Origin of the sequence: Ferrovibrio sp., from assembly GCF_035304305.1 — a bacterium.
Taxonomy (GTDB): Bacteria; Pseudomonadota; Alphaproteobacteria; order Ferrovibrionales; family Ferrovibrionaceae; genus Ferrovibrio.
In genome coordinates this window covers 1-17907 of record NZ_DATGQG010000077.1, presented here as the reverse complement: position 1 = coordinate 17907, position 17907 = coordinate 1, and the positions used below count along the sequence as shown (strand labels likewise).

The window sequence follows — 17907 nt, the reverse complement described above, 5'->3', positions numbered from 1 at the left end:
CTAGACCCGGATCAGCAGTGGCACCCTCTCCGCCCCCTCGGTGAGCGCGACGACGCGATCGCCGACGCGCTGAAAAACGAGGTCGGTGCGGTTGCCGCCGACCTCGAGATCGCGGATCTCGAGCCGGTCGAGCGTCGCGGGCAGGGCCGGCCGGGTGACGCGCACCTCGCCGCGCAGGCCATCGATTTCCAGTCCCAGCGCCGCCTGCAGCAGCATGAAGACCGAGCCGGCGGCCCAGGCCTGCGGCAGACAGGCGACGGGATAGTCCGTCGGCGGTTCGCCCATGCGGCGGCCGAAGCCGCAGAAGAGTTCCGGCAGCCGCATGCCGTAATGCACCGCGGCCTCGAACATCTCCTCCAGCAGCCGCACGACGCCGTCGCGCTCGCCGTAGCGGCTCAGGCCGGCGACGCAGAGTGCCGTGTCATGCGGCCAGACCGAACCGTTGTGATAGGACATCGGGTTGAAGCGCGCCTGCCCCGGCGCCAGGGTCCGGAGGCCCCAGCCGGTGTTGAAGGCTTTCGACAGCAGCTGCTGCGCGACGCGCTGCGCCCGCTCCGGCGCGGCCAGCCCGGTGAAGAGAAGATGCCCGGCATTGGAGCCCTTCACGCGGCAGAGCCGGCCGCGGCCATCCAGTGCCAGGCCGTAAAAGCCAGCGTCCGGCATCCAGAACCGCTCTTCCACCGCGGCGCGGATGCGGTCCGCCCGCGCCTGCCAGCCGGCGGCGAGCGCCGTTTCGCCGCGCCGCCGCGCCAGCATCGCCATCGCGGAGAAAGCCGCATAGACATAGCCCTGCACCTCCACCAGCGCGATCGGGCCCGGCGGCGTGCTGCCATCGTCATGGAAGACCGAATCCTCGCTGTCCTTCCAGCCCTGGTTGACGAGTCCAGAAGTCTCGCCGCGGGCATAGGCGAGGAAGCCGTTCGGATCGGAGGCAAGCACGGACTCGATCCAGCCGAGCGCCTTGGTCAGCGCCGGCCAGAGTTCGCCGATGAAGCCGAGGTCGCCGGTGCGCTCGGCATAGGCGCCGGCGAGGATGACGAAAAGCGGCGTCGTGTCGACGCCGCCGTAGTAGCGCTCGAAGGGCAGTTCCTGCATCCGCGTCATCTCGCCCTTGCGCGTCTCGTGCATGATCTTGCCCGGCGCGGAATCGCGGAAGCTGGAGGTCTCCTGGGCCTGGTGATGCGCGAGATAGGAGAGCACGCCATGCGCCAGCGCCGGATCGAGCCACAGCGTCTGCAGGGCGGTCACGATGGCGTCGCGGCCGAACGGCGTGGAGAACCACGGGATGCCGGCATAGGGATAGGGGCCGGTCGGCAGTTCGCTGGTCAGCAGCGCCAGATCGGCGCGCGACTTCTCAAGCCAGTTGTTGAACAGGCGGCTGCGGCTGCGCAGCCTGGCGCCGCGGCGCAGGCGCCGGCGCATGGCAACCCGCGCCCGCGCCGCCGCCGCGCGGAAGCGGTGTCGGCCGGGCTCTTCCGATACCTGGCTGCCGATCTCGATATGGAGATCGAGCTGGCCGCCGGCGGGCAATGCCAGCAGATATTCGGCGCGGCCCGGCTCGAGGCGCGAAGGTATCGGCGAGAAGGCCACGGCGGTGGTACGCCGGATGCCGTCGAGGCCGTCATAGCGGAAGACGAAGCCGTTGCCGCACTGCTCCACCGGCAGCAGCCGGCCGCGGTTCGGGCGGGTTTCGCCGCGCACTTCGAACATGTCGTGGAAATCGGCGCCGAAGCTGAGTGTGACCGGCAGGGCGGCTTCCTGGCCGCCGTAATTGACGCAGCGGATCCGCTCGTAGAGGCAGCCCTCCCAGAGAAAGCGCGTACGTTCGATATGGATCACGCCTTCCCGCAGCGAGCGGCCGCCGAGCGGCGGCAGCGGCCGGTTCGTCATGTTCGCGGTGAAGAAGACGTTGTCGCGGCTGACCATGGCGCCGAGCAGCGAGGGCAGCTGCCCGGCGATGGTCAGCCGGAAGGTCGACAGCACGCGGGTATCGTCGCGGAACAGCCCGTCGCCCTCGCCCAGGATGTTGCCGAATGCATCGGCGATGACGAAGGTGTCACCATCCTTCAGCGCATAGAGGCGGCTGGGGACGCGCGGTTCGGCCGCGCTCTTTCCCTCGGCCTCCGGCGCCTGGGCGACAGGGGCGAGCTCGTTCATGCGATCCCCCCTGCTCAGGCGAACTGCTTCAGCTCCGCCATCCGCGTCTCCTCCTCGCGACCGAGCTTGCGGTACAGCGCGACGTAGTGGCGCGCCATCACGGTGGCCGAGAAACGCAGCTCGAAGGCGCGGCGGATCTGCGCGCGATCCATGTGCTTCGTCTGCCACACCGCCTTCACCGCCTCCTCTTCCGAGCTGACGATATGGCCCGTCACCCCGGGTTCGACCACCTCGGGCACCGAGCCGCAGTCCCAGGCCACCACCGGCGTGCCGCAGGCCATCGCCTCGATCATCACCAGCCCGAACGGCTCGGGCCAGTCGATCGGGAAGAGCAGCGCCGCTGCATCGCCGAGGAAGTCCGCCTTCTCGCGGTCGCCGATCTCGCCGACATACTGCACCGTGCTGCCGTCGATCAGCGGCTCGACGACCTCGCGGAAATAGGCGCGGTCGGCGGCATCGACCTTGGCCGCGATCTTCAGCGGAATGCCGGCGCGGCGCGCGATGGCGACGGCCCGGTCGGGCCGCTTCTCGGGCGAGATGCGGCCAAGGAAGGCCAGATACTCGCCCTTGTTCTGCGCCTTCGGCCGGTAGAGATCGGTCGGCAGGCCATGGGGCACCGTGCCGATCCAGTTGGCAAACGGCAGCGGACGGCGCTGGCTCTCCGAGATCGAGACGAGCGGATAGAACGGCCAGCGCCGGTAGGCCGTGTCGAGATCCTTCAGGTCGAGACGGCCGTGCAAAGTGGTGACCGTGCGTTCGGCGATGTCCTGGAAGAACGGGAAATGTAGCAGGTCGACATGGAAATGCAGCACGTCGAACTGGTCGGCCCGGCGGCGCACCTCGTGTAGCATCGCCAGGTGCGCGGCGACATCGGACTTCAGCGGTGCGGGGTCGAGACGGATCGCCTGGTCACGCACCGGAACCAGCCGCGCCTTTGTCGAGGTATCGGCGCTGGCGAACAGCGTGACATCATGCCCGAGTTCGACGAGGGCGTCGCAGAGATGGGCGACGATCCGTTCGGTGCCGCCATAGAGGCGCGGCGGAACGGCTTCGTAGAGCGGGGCAATCTGCGCGATCTTCATGTCTCCTCTCTCCCAACTGGCCTTTACGGACATGCCGGAGCGCAGTCTGCTGCCCGGCCGGGAGAGAACGGATTTCAAGCGGCCCCGCCACGCATGCCCCGTCCGGCACGCGCGCGCGCCACGCCTCACGCATTCCCCCGAGGAGCAACACGGATAACGCAGCCACCGGGATTTCTGGGCTATCCCGAGCGGCCGGACCCTGGAAAAGCATCCGGCGCGTTGGAGTTAGGAAGGCCGCCGGCCAGTTCAAGAGGGCGGTGTCCGCCCCTGTCCGGCCGTCACAAAGCGGTTGCGCTCAGCCTTCCAGCAGTTTCGCGATCTCGGCGAGATCCTCGGCCGAGAGTTTCGTCTCGCCGGCCTTCACATTCTGCTCCAGCTGCTCGGGCCTGGTGGCGCCGGCGATCACGCTGGAGACCTGCGGCTTGGCCAGAAGCCAGCCGAAAGCGAGATCCACCATGCTCATGCCCCGCTTCTCGCACCAGCCGCGCAGGCGCTCGACGGTGGCAAGATTGGCCGGCGTCATGTAGCGGTCGGCGAGGCGCTGGGTATTGGCGAGCCGCGAGCCTTCCGCCGCCTTGCCGCCCTGGTGCTTGCCGGTGAGCAGCCCGCTGGCGAGCGGGAAGAAGGGCAGGAATCCCAGGCCGAAGCGCTCGCAGGCCGGCAGCTGCTCGGCTTCCGCCTTGCGGAACACCAGGCTGAGTTCGTCCTGCGCCGAGACGAAGCGGTTCAGCCCGAGCTGCCGCGCCGTCCAGTCGGCGTCGGCGAGCTGCCAGCTGGCGAAATTGGAATTGCCGATGTAGCGCACCTTGCCCTGGCGGACCAGGTCGTCCAGCGCGCGCAGCGTCTCCTCGATCGGCGTGCGCGGGTCGGGCTGATGCTGCTGGTAGAGATCGATCCAGTCGGTCTGCAGCCGGCGCAGGCTGTCTTCCACCGCCTGCATGATGTAGCGCCGCGAGGCGCCGACCTTCCTGCCTTCATCATCCATCGGCATGCCGAACTTGGTCGCCAGCACGATGTCCTTGCGGCGCGGCCCGAGGATCTTGCCCATCTGCGTCTCGGAACCGCCCCTGTTGCCGTAGATATCGGCGGTGTCGAACAGGGTGATGCCGAGATCGAGCGCCTTGTGGATCACCTTGCGCGAGGCTTCGATATCCAGCCGCATCTCGAAATTGTTGCAGCCGAGGCCGACCTCCGAGACCAGCAGGCCGGAATTGCCGAGATTGCGGAACTTCATGGCGATATCCTTCTCTGGCCGCGACGACCGCGGCGCGACTTACATTTCCGAGCGGAAGGGATGTGCGGCGAAGACGCCGAGCACCTTCAGCGAACGGCTGAAATACTCCAGCTCCTGCAAAGCGAGATCGACATTCCTGTGAGCCGGATGGCCTTCGATCTCGGCATAGAATTCGGCCACCCTGAAACCGTCGGTCAGATAGCTTTCCAGCTTCACGACGTTGACGCCGTTGGTGGCGAAGCCGCCCAGGGCCTTGTAGAGCGCCGCCGGGACCGAGCGGACCTTGAACATGATCGCGGTCAGGCTGTTGCCCGCCTGCGGGTCCGGATCGCGGCGCTGGCGCTCCAGCTTGATGAAGCGCGTCGTGTTGGTGTGGTTGTCCTCGACATCGGCGCGGAGGATCTGGAGATCGTAGAGCTCGCCGGCGATGGAGGACGCGATGGCCGCCTCCTCCGGATTGTTGCGCTCGGCGACATCCTTGGCCGAACCGGCCGTGTCGGTGGAGACGATCGGCTCGATGCCGAGATCCTTGATGATGCGACGGCACTGCGACAGCGCCTGCACATGGGAATAGACACGCTTGACGGTTTTCAGGGTGGCGCTTCTGGGCGCCAGCAGCTGGTGCCGCACGCGCAGGAAATGCTCTGCCGTGATGTAGAGCCCGCCTTCCGGCAGCAGGTGATGGATGTCGGCGACGCGGCCAGCGGTGGAATTCTCGATTGGGATCAGCCCGCAGGCCGCCCGGCCCTCGCGCACGGCGGCGAAGGCATCCTCGAAGGTGGCGCAGGGCAGCGGCACCATATCGGGCAGGGCCTCGCGGCAGGCGAGATGCGAATAGGCGCCCGGCGCGCCCTGGAAAGCCACGACCGTTGCGGGATCGATGGCTTCAGAGGCGATCTTGGCGTTCATGGGCGGCTCGTGGCGTATATATGGGGACGGAGGCGGGAATTATCGTTGCGCAGCCATCACTTGGCGAATGCGCTCGAGATCGGCCGGAGTATCGACACCGAGCGGCAGGGTGTCAACGACAGCCGCGGCGATCGCCATGCCGTTTTCCAGCGCACGCAGCTGCTCGAGTTTCTCGCGTTTCTCCAGCGGCGAGGGCTTCAGCGTCACGAAGCGCTCCAGCGCCGCCCGTCGATAGGCGTAGATGCCGATATGATGCCACAGCGGCCCCTCGCCCGACGGCACCGGCCGGCGGCTGAAATAGAGGGCACGGCCGATGGTCTGACCGGGCTCCAGGCTGAGCACCGCCTTCACCACGTTCGGATCGTCGATCTCGTGGCTGTCCACGATGGGGGTTGCCAGGGTGGCAATGTCGATCGCGGCGTCGCCCAGGGGCGTCAGGGCCGCGCTGACCACCGTTGGATCGATGGCCGGCAGGTCGCCCTGCAGGTTCACCACCGCGTCATGCCGGCGCTCCGGGTCGAGCTTCACCAGCGCCTCGTGGATGCGGTCGGAACCCGAGGGGTGGTTGGGATCGGTCATCACCGCCTCGCCGCCGGCACCCCGCACGGCTTCCGCGATGGCGGCATCGCCGCAGGCGACCGCGACCCTGGCGAAACCGGCCTCGCGGGCCCGGCGCAGGCAATGGACGATCATCGGCACGCCGTGGATGTCGGCCAGCGGCTTGTCGGGCAGCCGGGTGGAGGCCAGCCGGGAGGGGATCAGGACGATGGGGTTCTGCGGCAGGGCGGAGGTCGTCATCGGAAGGCCCGGATTCGGAGGGAAATGGTGCGGCACTTCGCCGCAGCCGGGGCTGGCGGAAGCCCGGAGGCTGCCGATATATACGGGTTGCGGACGGTCCGGGGAAGCCGCTAATGTGCAGCGCGTTTTTCGGGCCGTTTCAGGCCTTTAACGACAGGCCTTCAGGTCGACAAAGCCGCCGTCGGGAGTGTGGGGATATGGATGGTTTCGAGCTCAACAAGATCGCCGGTGCGGTGCTTGCCTGCCTGCTGGTGATCATGGGCGTGTCGCAGATCGGCAACATGATCGTGAAGCCGAAGCCGCTGGCCGAAGCCGCCTACAAGATCGATGTGCCCGATGACGGCACCCAGACCCCGGGCGAGGCCGCTGCCGGCCAGCAGGAAGAGACCGACCCGCCGGTGGCCACCCTGCTGGCGAGCGCCGATCCGGAAGCTGGCAAGAAGGCGTTCGCCAAATGCGCCGCCTGCCACACCGTCGAGCCCGGCGGCGCCAACAAGGTCGGCCCCAACCTGGCCAACGTCGTCGGCGCCCCGAAGGGCCATACGGACGGCTTCGCCTACTCCGACGCGCTCAAGAGCACCGAGGGTCCCTGGACCTATGACGCGCTGTACCAGTTCCTGAAGAACCCGAAGGCCTATGCCCCCGGCACCAAGATGGCCTATGCCGGTTCGAAGAACCCCAAGGAGCGCGCCAACCTGATCGCCTATCTGCGGGGCTTCACGGACAATCCGCCGCCTCTGCCGGCCCAGTGATTTCCGCCGTTTCCAGAAGGCCGGGATTGCCGCAATGAGCGACGTCCCGGCCTTTTTGCGTTCTGCCGACGAGCTGGTCGCCTTCGCCGGCCACCTGGCCGATCTGGCCCGCGAGGCCATCCGCCCGCATTTCCGCCGCCTCGATGCCGTCGAGACCAAGGCAGATGCCTCGCCGGTGACGGTGGCCGACCGCGCCGCCGAAGCGGTGATGCGGCAGGCCATCGAGCGGCGCTATCCCGAACACGGCATATTCGGCGAGGAATACGGCCATGCCCGCCCCGAGGCGGAATGGCAGTGGATCCTCGATCCGATCGACGGCACCAAGAGCTTCGTCGCCGGCCTGCCGATCTTCGGCACGCTGATCGCGCTGACCTACGCGAATCGGCCGGTGCTGGGCGTGATCGACCAGCCGATCATGAACGACCGCTGGGTTGGCGCCTCGGGCCGCGGCACCATATTCAACGGACAGCCGGCCCGCACCAATGCGTCGCGCGGCCTGTCCGAAGCGGTGGTAATGACGACCTATGTGGATTCCTTCACCGACAGCGAGCTCGCGGCCTTCAACCGGCTGCGCAAAGCCTGCCGGATGAACCGCATGTCGGGCGACTGCATCGCCTATGCGCTGGTAGCCTCCGGCTTCGCCGATATTGCCCTTGACGGCCCGATGCAGCCCTACGATTACGCCGCGCTGACGCCCGTGGTGGCGGGCGCCGGCGGCATCGTCACCGACTGGGAGGGCCGGCCGCTCGACATGCGCGGCCATTCCCGCGTCGTCGCCACCGCCAATTCGCAACTGCACGAGGCCGCTCTCGCCATCCTGTCAGGAGCCTGACATGCGCCTTCCAGCTCTTGCCCTTGCTCTTGCCTGCGGCATCGCGGCAGCCCTTCCCTCTGCATCCGCCCCGGCCCAGACGCCGCAGCACGCGCTCTCCCTGGTGGGCGAGCCGAAATACAAGGCCGGTTTCACACAGCTCGACTACGTGAACGTCAACGCGCCCAAGGGCGGCGAGGTCCGCTTCTCCACGCCGGCCGGCTTCGACAGCCTGAATCCCTTCATTCCGAAGGGAGACGAGGCGCCCGGCCTCGGCCTGATCTACGAGACGCTGATGGTGTCGCCGATGGACGACATCTCGGCGGAATACGGCCTGATCGCCGAAACCGTGGAAACGCCCGACGATCTCGGCTGGGTCGCCTTCAATCTCCGCGCCGAGGCCAGATGGGCCGACGGCACGCCGATCACGGCGGACGACGTGGTCTGGACCTTCGAGCAGATCAAGCAGCATGGCGACCCGACCTACCAGCTCTATTACGCCAACGTGGCGCGCGCCGAGGCGGTCAATCCGCGCAAGGTGAAGTTCCATTTCACCGGGCCGAAGAACCGCGAGCTGCCGCAGATCATGGGCCAGCTGCCGGTGGTGCAGAAGGCGCAGTGGGAGAAGCGCGGCTTCGATCGCGTCTCGCTGGAACCCTGGACCGGCTCGGGTCCCTACAGGATTGCCAATTTCGAGGCCAACCGGCAAATCACCTATGAGCGCCGCGACGACTGGTGGGCGAAGGACCTGCCGATCAACCGCGGCCGCTACAATTTCGACCGCATCCGTTACGACGTCTACCGCGACCAGACGGTGGCCCGCGAGGCGTTCAAGTCGGGCCAGTACGACCTGCGCAGCGAGAACAGCGCGCGCGACTGGGCAGAGTTCTACGAATTTCCGGCCAAGCAGCAGGGCCTCGTGCGCAAGCTCGAGATCCCGCATGAGCGCCCGGCCGGCCTGGCCGGCTTCATCTTCAACACCCGCAAGGCGAAGCTGTCCGATCCCCGCGTGCGCCGCGCGCTGACGCTGGCCTTCGATTTCGAATGGGCCAACAAGGCGTTCTTCTACAACAGCTACCGCCGCGCCAGCAGCTTCTTCGAGAATTCCGACTTCGCCGCGCGCGGCATGCCGTCACCCGAGGAGCTTAAGCTGCTCGAGCCGCTGCGCGACAAGCTGCCGCCGGAAGTCTTCGGGCCCGCCTACGAGGCGCCGAAGTCCGACGGCAGCGGCACCGACCGCCGCAACCTGCGCGAGGCGGCACGGCTGCTGAAGACGGCCGGCTGGGAGGTGAAGGACGGCGTGCTGCGCAACGCGAAGGGCGAAGCGCTGGAAATCGAGTTCCTGCTCGGCGATCCGAGCTACGAGCGCATCGTCGCGCCCTGGGGCCAGGCGCTGCAGCGGCTCGGCGTCAACCTGCGCATCCGCACCGTGGATTCATCTCAGTATACCCGGCTGCTGCGCGAGTTCGCCTTCGACGTGATCTATTCCGGCTGGCCGCAATCCAACTCGCCGGGCAACGAGCAGCGCTACTTCTTCTCCTCGGAGGCGGCCGACAATTCCTCGAGCCGGAACTATGCCGGCATCCGCAGCGAGGCGATCGACAGGCTGATCGAGCATGTGATCTACGCGCCGGACCGCGCCGCACTGATCACCGCGACCCGCGCGCTGGACCGGGCCCTGACCTGGGGCCATTACCTGGTGCCCGGCTGGAACCTGCCCTACGACCGCATCGCGATCTGGGACAAGTTCGGCATGCCGGAAAAGACGCCCGCCTACGGCACCGACTTCTTTGCCTGGTGGATCGACCCCGCGAAGGCGGATAAAGTGCGGGCAGCCCAGCAACGCTAGAAAAGAGAAGACCATGACCTGGCCGACGCCCGTAACCCTGCAGGATGGCGATGTGGCACTGGTGCCGCTCGAGGCCGGCCATGAAGCCGACCTCATCGAGGCGGTGAAGGACGGCGAGCTGTGGAATCTCTGGTACACCTTCATCCCGCAGCCGGAGAAGATGGGCGCCGAGATCGCGCGCCGGCTGAACCTGCAGAAGGCCGGCTCGATGCTGCCCTTCACCGTGATGCTGAACGGCAAGCCGGTGGGCATGACCACATACATGAACATCGACGCGGCCAACAAGCGGGTCGAGATCGGCTCCACCTGGTACCGCAGGTCCGTGCAGCGCAGCGCGCTGAACACGCGCTGCAAGCTGCTGCTGCTGCGTCACGCCTTCGAGACCCTGAACTGCATCGCAGTCGAGTTCCGCACCCATTTCTTCAATCACCAGAGCCGCGCGGCGATCGAGCGGCTGGGCGCCAAGCTGGACGGCATCCTGCGCAACCACCAGGTGGCGCCGAACGGCAGCCTGCGCGATACCGTGGTCTACAGCATCCTGCCCGGCGAATGGCCGGCAGTGAAAGCCAATCTGCAGCACCGCCTGGCCCATGGCGGCGGAAAGGCAACGACTTGAGACGGCCGCTGGCAGGCCTGCTGCTTGCCGCAGCCCTGGCCTGCCTCTCCAATGCTCACGCCCAGCCGCGCCATGGCCTTTCGGCCTTCGGCGACCTGAAATACCCGCCGGACTTCCGGCATTTCGACTATGTCAATCCCGACGCGCCGAAGGGCGGCGAGCTGCGCATGTGGCAGCTCAATGCCTTCGACAACCTCAATCCGCTGATCCTCAAGGGCGTCGCCGCCGCCAATCTGGGCCTGACCTTCCAGAGCCTGATGGTCCGCGCCTTCGACGAGCCCGACGCCGTCTATGCCAGCCTGGCCGAGAGCGCCGAACTGGGGCCCGACCGCGCCTGGGTCGCCTTCAACATCGACCGCCGTGCGCGCTGGCATGACGGCTCGCCGGTGACCGCCGAGGATGTCGTCTTCACCTTCGAGTCGATCGTGCAGCATGGCCATCCGCTGTACCAGCTGGTGCTGCGCGACATGGAGAGCGTGACCGCGGAGAGCGAGCGCCGCGTCGTCTTCCGCTTCAGGCCGACGGAAAGCCGCCGCGACCTGCCGCTTACCGTGGCGACCATGCCGATCCTCTCGAAGGCCTGGTTCCAGGGTCGCGACTTCGCCTCGCCCCTGAGCGAACCGCCGCTCGGCTCGGGCCCCTACCGGATCGTGCGTGCCGAGGCCGGCCGCACGCTGGTCATGCGCCGGGTCGAGAACTGGTGGGCGAAGGACCTGCCGAGCAACCGCGGCCAGTACAATTTCGACCAGATCCGCGACGACTATTACCGCGACCGCGACGTGGCCGTGGAAGCGTTCTTCGCCGGTGAATACGACTTCCGCGAGGAGATCATCGCCCGCGTCTGGGCGACCCAGTACCAGGGCAAGCCCGCCTTCGACGCCGGAAAAATCAGGCGCGAGGTGCTGCGCGACCATACGCCGTCGGGCGTGCAGGCCTGGTTCCTGAATACGCGCAAGCCGCATCTGAGCGATCCGCGCGTGCGGCAGGCGATCAACCTCGCCTTCGATTTCGAGTGGATGAACAAGACGCTGTTCTACGACCTCTACAAGCGCACCCGCTCGATGTTCGAGAATTCCGACCTCGCGGCCACCGGCCTGCCCTCGGAAGCCGAGCTGAGGCTGCTGGAACCCTATCGCGACCGGCTGCCCCGGGAAGTCTTCACCACCGAATTCCAGCCGCCGCGGACCGACGGCTCGGGCAACAACCGCGCCAACCTGAAGCGGGCGCAGCAACTGCTGCTGCAGGCCGGCTGGGGCATCGAGAAAGGCCGGCTGGTGGACCGCGAGGGCAAGCCCTTCGAACTGGAATTCCTGCTCTACGAGCCGAGCTTCCAGCGGGTGATCGGTCCCTTCGCGCGCAACCTGGAGCGCATCGGTATCGCGGTTTCCATGCGCGTGGTCGACGTCTCGGCCTTCGAGAACCGCATGCGCAGCTTCGATTTCGACACGGTGGGACGGCGTTTCGCCCAGCCGATCACGCCGGGCACCGAGCAGCGCAACCTGTGGTCCTCGGCCTCGGCCAGCACCATCGGCAGCTTCAATCTCTCGGGCATCCGCGATCCGGTGGTCGACGACCTGGTTGAGCATATCGTCTCGGCGAAGAGCCGCGACGAGCTGCGGGCCGCCACAAGGGCGCTGGACCGCGTGCTGATGTGGGGCTGGTATGTCGTGCCGAACTGGTACAGCGGCACGGTGAAGCTGGCCTACTGGGACCGCTTCCAGCGACCGGCCACCAAGCCGCTCTACGATGTCGGGCTGGTGAACACCTGGTGGATCGATCCGGCCAGGGACCGCGCCTTGAACCTGCCGCGCCATCGGTGAGAGAGTAGAGGCATGCTGAGCTACATCCTGCGCCGCCTGCTGCTCATCGTGCCGACCCTGATCGGCATCATGGTGATCAATTTCATCATCGTGCAGTTCGCGCCGGGCGGCCCGGTCGAGCAGGTGATCGCCCAGGTCACCGGCACGGCGGTCGACACCACGGCGCGGATCTCGGGCGCCACCGGCGGCGAGGCCGGAACCGGCGCCGGGGCCGGCGCGCCGGTGGCCGGCGACATGGGCGGCAAATATCGCGGCGCCCAGGGCCTGGATCCGGAATTCATCCGCCGGATCGAGAAGCAGTTCGGCTTCGACAGGCCGGCGCACGAGCGCTTCTTCGTGATGATGGGCAATTACCTGACGCTGGATTTCGGCACCAGCTATTTCAAGGACCGGCCGGTGATCGACCTGATCATCGAGAAGCTGCCGGTCTCGATCTCGCTCGGCATCTGGACGACGCTGATCGTCTATCTGATCTCCATCCCGCTCGGCATCGCCAAGGCGGTACGCGACGGCAGCCGCTTCGACGTCTGGACCTCGGCCGCGATCATCGTCGGCTACGCAATCCCGAGTTTCCTGTTCGCCGTGCTGCTGGTGGTGCTGTTCGCCGGCGGCAGCTTCTGGCAGTGGTTCCCCCTGCGTGGCCTCACCTCCGACAACTGGGACCAGCTCAGCCTCGCCGGCAAGATTGTCGACTACTTCTGGCATCTGGCCCTGCCGGTCACCGCCATGGTGATCGGCGGTTTTGCCAGCCTGACCATGCTGACCAAGAATTCCTTCCTCGACGAGATCAACAAGCTCTACGTGCTGACGGCCCGCTCCAAGGGCCTGAGCGAACGCCAGGTGCTCTACGGCCACGTGTTCCGCAATGCCATGCTGATCGTCATCGCCGGCTTTCCGTCCGCCTTCATCGGCGTGCTGTTCACCTCATCGCTGCTGATCGAGGTGATCTTCTCGCTCGACGGCCTCGGACTGCTCGGCTTCGAGGCGGCGCTGAAGCGCGATTACCCGATCATGTTCGGCTCGCTGTTCATCTTCACCCTGCTGGGCCTGATCGTGAACCTGATCTCCGACATGATGTATGTCGTGGTCGATCCGCGCATCGATTTCGAGAGCCGGGAAGCCTGAGCCGATGGAAATGAGCCCCATCACGGCGCGGCGCTGGCGCAATTTCCGCAGCAACAGGCGCGGCTACTGGTCGCTGTGGATCTTTCTCGCGCTGTTCATCCTGAGCCTCTTCGCCGAGCTGATCGCCAATGACTCGCCACTGCTGGTGCGCTACGACGGCCGCTACTACTTCCCGGTCTTCAAGGCCTATCCGGAAACCGCCTTCGGCGGCGACTTCGAAACCGAGGCGAAATACCGCGACCCCTACGTGCAGGAGCTGATCCGCGAAAAGGACGGCTGGATGGTCTGGCCGCTGATCCCCTTCAGCTACCGGACCATCAACTACGATCTCGGCCGCCCGGCGCCCTCGCCGCCCTCGTCGGTGAACTGGCTCGGCACCGACGACCAGGGCCGCGACGTGCTGGCGCGTCTGATCTACGGTTTCCGCATCAGCGTGCTGTTCGGCCTCGCGCTGACCTTCCTGTCGTCGATCATCGGCGTGGCCGCCGGCGCGGTGCAGGGATTCTTCGGCGGCCGGACCGACCTGATCTTCCAGCGTTTCATCGAGATCTGGTCCGGCCTGCCGACCCTCTACCTGCTGATCATCCTCGCCAGCGTGGTGACGCCGAATTTCTGGTGGCTGCTCGGCCTCATGCTGCTGTTCTCCTGGACCGCCCTGGTCGGCGTGGTGCGCGCCGAGTTCCTGCGCGCACGCAATTTCGGCTATGTCCGCGCCGCCCGGGCGCTGGGCGTTTCCACGCCGGAGATCATGTGGCGCCACATCCTGCCCAACGCCATGGTGGCGACGCTCACCTTCATGCCCTTCATCCTGAACGGCTCGATCACCACGCTGACCGCGCTCGATTTCCTCGGCTTCGGCCTGCCGCCCGGCTCGCCTTCGCTGGGCGAACTGCTGGCCCAGGGCAAGACCAACATCCAGGCCCCCTGGCTGGGCATCACTGCCTTCGTGGTGCTCGCGATCATGCTCAGCCTGCTCATCTTCATCGGTGAGGCGGTGCGCGACGCCTTCGACCCGCGCAAGATCTTCCGGTGACGGCATGAGCGACGGCATGCTTCTCCAGGTCTCCGACCTCAGCGTGCGCTTCGGCGATGGCCCGGGCGCGGTGGATGCCGTGCGCGGCGTTTCCTTCGGGATTGCCCGCGGCGAGACGCTGGCGCTGGTCGGCGAGAGCGGCTCGGGCAAGTCGGTGACGGCGCTCTCGATCCCGCAGCTGCTGCCCTACCCGCTGGCCAGCCATCCGACCGGCTCGGTGAAATTCCGCGGCAAGGAGATGATCGGCGCGCCGGAGCCGGCCTTGCGGGCCCTGCGCGGCAACCGCGTGGCGATGATCTTCCAGGAGCCGATGACCTCGCTCAATCCGCTGCACAATATCGAGCGGCAGATCAGCGAGGTGCTGTTTCTGCACAAGAAGCTCAACCGCGAGCAGGCCCGGGCGCGCACGCTGGAACTGCTGAAGCTGGTCGGTCTGCAGGAGGCCGAGAAGCGGCTCGGCGCCTATCCGCACCAGCTGTCAGGCGGCCAGCGCCAGCGCGTCATGATCGCCATGGCGCTCGCCAACGAGCCCGACCTGCTGATCGCCGACGAGCCGACCACGGCGCTCGACGTCACCATCCAGGCCCAGATCCTGGCCCTCCTGAAGGACCTGCAGAGCCGGCTCGGCATGGCCCTTCTGCTGATCACCCATGACCTGAACATCGTGCGCAAGGTGGCCGACCGGGTCTGCGTGATGACCGAAGGCCGGATCGTGGAAAGCGGTCCGGTGGCGGCGGTCTTCGCCGACCCGCAGCATGCCTATACCCGCAAGCTGCTGGCCGCCGAGCCGAAGGGCAATCCCCATGCCGTGCCGCATGACGCGCCGATGGTGCTGCAGGCGGAGAAGGTCAAGGTCTGGTTCCCGATCCAGGCGGGCCTGCTGCGTCGCACGGTGGGGCATGTCAAGGCGGTGGACGGCATCGACCTGGATATCCGCGCCGGCGAAACGCTGGGCGTGGTGGGCGAATCCGGCTCGGGCAAGTCGACGCTCGGCTATGCGCTTCTGCGGCTGCAGAAAAGCGAGGGCCGCATCCGCTTCAAGGGCCAGGAGCTGCAGGGCAAGAGCTGGGACGAGATGCGCCCCCTGCGGCCGCAGATGCAGATCGTCTTCCAGGATCCGTTCGATTCCCTCAGCCCGCGGCTTTCCGTGTTCCAGATCGTCGAGGAGGGCCTGCGCGTGCACGGCATCGGCGGCGACGAGAAGGAACGCCGCAAGCAGGTGGCGGCGGCGCTCGACGAAGTCGGCCTCGATCCCGCTACCATGGACCGCTACCCGCATGAATTCTCCGGCGGCCAGCGCCAGCGCATCGCCATCGCCCGCGCCATGGTGCTGAAACCGCGTTTCGTGGTTCTGGACGAACCGACCTCGGCGCTGGACATGAGCGTGCAGGCGCAGATCGTCGACCTGCTGCGCGACCTGCAGGCGCGCCACAAGCTGGCCTATCTCTTCATCAGCCATGATCTGCGCGTGGTGCGCGCGCTGGCCGACCGCGTGCTGGTGATGAAGGATGGCAGGGTGGTGGAGCATGGCAGCGCCGCGCAGCTGTTCAGCGCGCCGCAGACGGCCTATACCAAGGCTCTGATCGCCGCCGCCTTCAATCTCGAAGTGGCGCACACCGAGTCCATCCGCAGCTAGTCGTTTCCATGGCCCTCCTGATCTATTCGAAGAACCATCCGGTCGCGGACTGGGGCGCGGCGATCGCGAAGCTGGCCCCCGATCTGGATATCCGCCTCTATCCCGAGATCGGCGATCCGGCCGATATCGACGTCGCCCTGGTCTGGAAGCCGCCGCCGGGCCTGCTGCAGAGCCTGCCGAACCTGAAGCTGATCCAGAGCTTCGGCGCCGGCGTCGACGGCATCCTCGCCGACCCCAACGTGCCGCGCCATGTGCCGCTGGCCCGCGTCGTCGACGGCCGCCTCACCGTGGGCATGAGCGAATATGTCCTGCTGCACGTGCTGCGCTATCACCGGCAGATGGAAACGATGCTGCAGAACCAGCGCAACCGCACCTGGCGCTGGCTGCCGCCCGTGGATGCCTCGGAGCGCATCATCGGCATCATGGGCATGGGCACGCTGGGCACGGATGCGGCGAAGAAGCTGCTGCCCTTCGGCTTCCAGGTGATCGGCTGGAGCCGCAGCCTGAAGGCCGTCGACGGCGTCACCAGCTTCCACGGCGACGAGCATCTCGACGGCTTCCTGAAACTCTGCAACGTACTCGTCTGCCTGCTGCCGCTCACGCCGCAGACCCGCGGCATCATCAACCGGCGCACGCTCTCGCTGCTGCCGCGCGGCGCCTATCTGATCAATGCCGGCCGCGGCGGCCATGTGGTGGAAGCCGACCTGCTGCATGCCCTCGACAGCGACTGGTTGTCCGGCGCGACGCTCGACGTCTTCAACGAGGAGCCGCTGCCGCCCGAGAGTCCGTTCTGGACGCATCCCAAGGTGACGGTGACGCCGCATAACGCGGCCGACAGCATCCCGGCCCATGTGGCGCCGCAGATCGTCGACAACATCCGTCGCCTGCAGAAAGGCCAGCCGATCCTCAGGCTGGTGGATTACGAGCGCGGATATTAATCCGCTGCGACAATACGCGCGGCGCGCGGCGCGACGAAAATGCTATCTTGCGGATTGTATATTCCGTCCGTCGCGCTGAGTTTGTAATGACCGATTTCACCGCCGACCATATGATCGCAGCCGAAGAGACTGCCGCCGAGCAGACCGGTTTCGGCCGGCACGAACGCGCCAATGGCGCGCGTGCGGTCCTGGTCCTGCTGGGTATCCTGCTGGCGATCGGCGCCGCCGCCGTCCTGTGGTCGCCGGCGGTGATCTTCTATGCCGCGCTGGTCCTGACGCCGCTGACCCTGGGCGCCATTCTCGCGATTACCCGCGGCTGGACCATGTGAGGCGCGCGCCTCACTCCCACTTGCGGAAGATCTCGACGAATTTCTCGTCGCCGCAGGCGATGAAGTAGCCGCGGGCGACGCAGTTCTCGGTCTCGCCGAGCCGCTTGCGCACGGCCTGCAGCGCCGGCAGCATTTCCTTCGTGGTCACCTTGTCCTTGAAGCGCATGACCTCGCCCTCGGTGCGCGCGCCGTCATAGATGACGCCGATGCGCTCCTCAGCCTGGATCTGCGGGCGCTGGCGGTAATAGGTGTTCAGGCTTTTCAGGCTGCCGGTCTTCTGGATGAACTGCACGAAACTGCTGAGGCCCGTATGCCGCTGGTCGGGCGCGGTCTGCTTGTCCTGGCAGGCGCCGAGGCCGAGGCCTGCGGCAAACAGGATGGCGACAGCGGGCAGCGCACGCCGGTAAGACATCTTCCCCTCCAATTCCGGTCCGCGACCCCTCGGGAACCGTTCAGTTATGCCTGCCGCCTTTTCACGTATCAGGTTAAAGAAAGCTATAAGGATCAATGTCTACCGCGCGTTTTACAGCTGCCGGTAGTTTGATCTTGCCAATCCATTCTCGCAGAACTTTCGGCACATCCACGTCCCGGGCCGCCTTCACCAGCAGCCGCTCGCGGAAACGGCCGCGCAGGTAATGCAGGGGCGCCGGCGCCGGACCGAGGACGCTCAGGCCCGGTCCGCGCGGCGCCGCCTGGGCCATGGCCCGGGCCGCCGCCTCCACCTGGGCCTGGTCGGCGCCGCTGACCACGATGGCGGCAAGCCGGCCGAAGGGCGGCATGCCGGCCCGCTGGCGCTCGGCCATTTCGGCGGCGATGAA

Annotated in this window: 16 protein-coding genes and 1 pseudogene; 10 read left to right on the top strand and 7 right to left on the bottom strand. The window is 66.9% G+C overall.

Features of this window, described 5'->3' with window-relative positions:
- The 5 genes from VKZ87_RS09720 to VKZ87_RS09700 form a co-directional block, all read right to left on the bottom strand.
- Positions 1–2157: an amylo-alpha-1,6-glucosidase gene (locus VKZ87_RS09720; RefSeq protein ID WP_324221057.1), complete on the bottom strand. Its 2157-nt coding sequence runs from the start codon at positions 2155–2157 to the stop codon at positions 1–3.
- Positions 2158–2171: 14 nt separating this feature from the next.
- Positions 2172–3239 carry a glycosyltransferase family 4 protein gene (locus VKZ87_RS09715; protein ID WP_324221056.1) on the bottom strand — a complete coding sequence of 356 codons (1068 nt, stop codon included), beginning with the start codon at positions 3237–3239 and terminating at the stop codon, positions 2172–2174.
- A 295-nt stretch (positions 3240–3534) separates the two neighbouring features.
- A complete protein-coding gene (locus tag VKZ87_RS09710) occupies positions 3535–4473 on the bottom strand; it encodes an aldo/keto reductase (RefSeq protein ID WP_324221055.1) in 939 nt (312 codons plus the stop codon).
- 39 nt (positions 4474–4512) lie between these two features.
- On the bottom strand, positions 4513–5382 hold the full coding sequence (locus tag VKZ87_RS09705) for a prephenate dehydratase (RefSeq protein ID WP_324221054.1): 870 nt from the start codon (positions 5380–5382) through the stop codon (positions 4513–4515).
- 39 nt (positions 5383–5421) lie between these two features.
- A complete protein-coding gene (locus VKZ87_RS09700) occupies positions 5422–6180 on the bottom strand; it encodes a 3-deoxy-manno-octulosonate cytidylyltransferase (protein ID WP_324221053.1) in 759 nt (252 codons plus the stop codon).
- A 197-nt stretch (positions 6181–6377) separates the two neighbouring features.
- Between VKZ87_RS09700 and VKZ87_RS09695 the strand changes: the two genes are divergently transcribed.
- The 10 genes from VKZ87_RS09695 (at position 6378) to VKZ87_RS09650 (ending at position 17089) form a co-directional block, all read left to right on the top strand.
- Positions 6378–6932 (top strand): cytochrome c family protein, encoded by a 555-nt coding sequence (locus tag VKZ87_RS09695; RefSeq protein ID WP_324221052.1) that lies wholly within the window; start codon positions 6378–6380, stop codon positions 6930–6932.
- A gap of 34 nt (positions 6933–6966) precedes the next feature.
- Positions 6967–7764, top strand: a complete 798-nt coding sequence (hisN, locus tag VKZ87_RS09690; protein WP_324221051.1) for a histidinol-phosphatase — start codon at positions 6967–6969, stop codon at positions 7762–7764.
- A gap of 1 nt (position 7765) precedes the next feature.
- The gene (locus VKZ87_RS09685; protein ID WP_324221050.1) at positions 7766–9592 is read left to right on the top strand and encodes an extracellular solute-binding protein; all 1827 of its coding nucleotides are present in this window, start codon (positions 7766–7768) and stop codon (positions 9590–9592) included.
- A 13-nt stretch (positions 9593–9605) separates the two neighbouring features.
- On the top strand, positions 9606–10208 hold the full coding sequence (locus VKZ87_RS09680; protein ID WP_324221049.1) for a GNAT family protein: 603 nt from the start codon (positions 9606–9608) through the stop codon (positions 10206–10208).
- Positions 10205–12028 carry an extracellular solute-binding protein gene (locus VKZ87_RS09675; protein ID WP_324221048.1) on the top strand — a complete coding sequence of 608 codons (1824 nt, stop codon included), beginning with the start codon at positions 10205–10207 and terminating at the stop codon, positions 12026–12028. Before VKZ87_RS09680 ends, VKZ87_RS09675 begins: the two co-directional genes overlap by 4 nt.
- Before the next feature lie 12 nt (positions 12029–12040).
- Positions 12041–13153, top strand: coding sequence for a microcin C ABC transporter permease YejB (locus VKZ87_RS09670; RefSeq protein WP_324221047.1), 1113 nt, complete (start codon positions 12041–12043; stop codon positions 13151–13153).
- 4 nt (positions 13154–13157) lie between these two features.
- Entirely contained in the window at positions 13158–14186 is a 1029-nt protein-coding gene (locus tag VKZ87_RS09665; protein ID WP_349254793.1) for an ABC transporter permease, read from the top strand.
- A 4-nt stretch (positions 14187–14190) separates the two neighbouring features.
- The gene (locus tag VKZ87_RS09660; protein WP_324221045.1) at positions 14191–15822 is read left to right on the top strand and encodes an ABC transporter ATP-binding protein; all 1632 of its coding nucleotides are present in this window, start codon (positions 14191–14193) and stop codon (positions 15820–15822) included.
- Positions 15823–15830: 8 nt separating this feature from the next.
- On the top strand, positions 15831–16760 hold the full coding sequence (locus tag VKZ87_RS09655; RefSeq protein WP_324221044.1) for a glyoxylate/hydroxypyruvate reductase A: 930 nt from the start codon (positions 15831–15833) through the stop codon (positions 16758–16760).
- 86 nt (positions 16761–16846) lie between these two features.
- Positions 16847–17089, top strand: a complete 243-nt coding sequence (locus VKZ87_RS09650) for a hypothetical protein (RefSeq protein WP_324221043.1) — start codon at positions 16847–16849, stop codon at positions 17087–17089.
- Positions 17090–17099: 10 nt separating this feature from the next.
- On the opposite strand, the gene VKZ87_RS09645 is transcribed toward VKZ87_RS09650, so the two are convergent.
- Complete coding sequence (locus VKZ87_RS09645) at positions 17100–17501, bottom strand: hypothetical protein (protein WP_324221042.1); 402 nt, start codon at positions 17499–17501, stop codon at positions 17100–17102.
- A gap of 73 nt (positions 17502–17574) precedes the next feature.
- Positions 17575–17907: pseudogene (locus tag VKZ87_RS09640) on the bottom strand (primosomal protein N'); the annotation flags it as partial.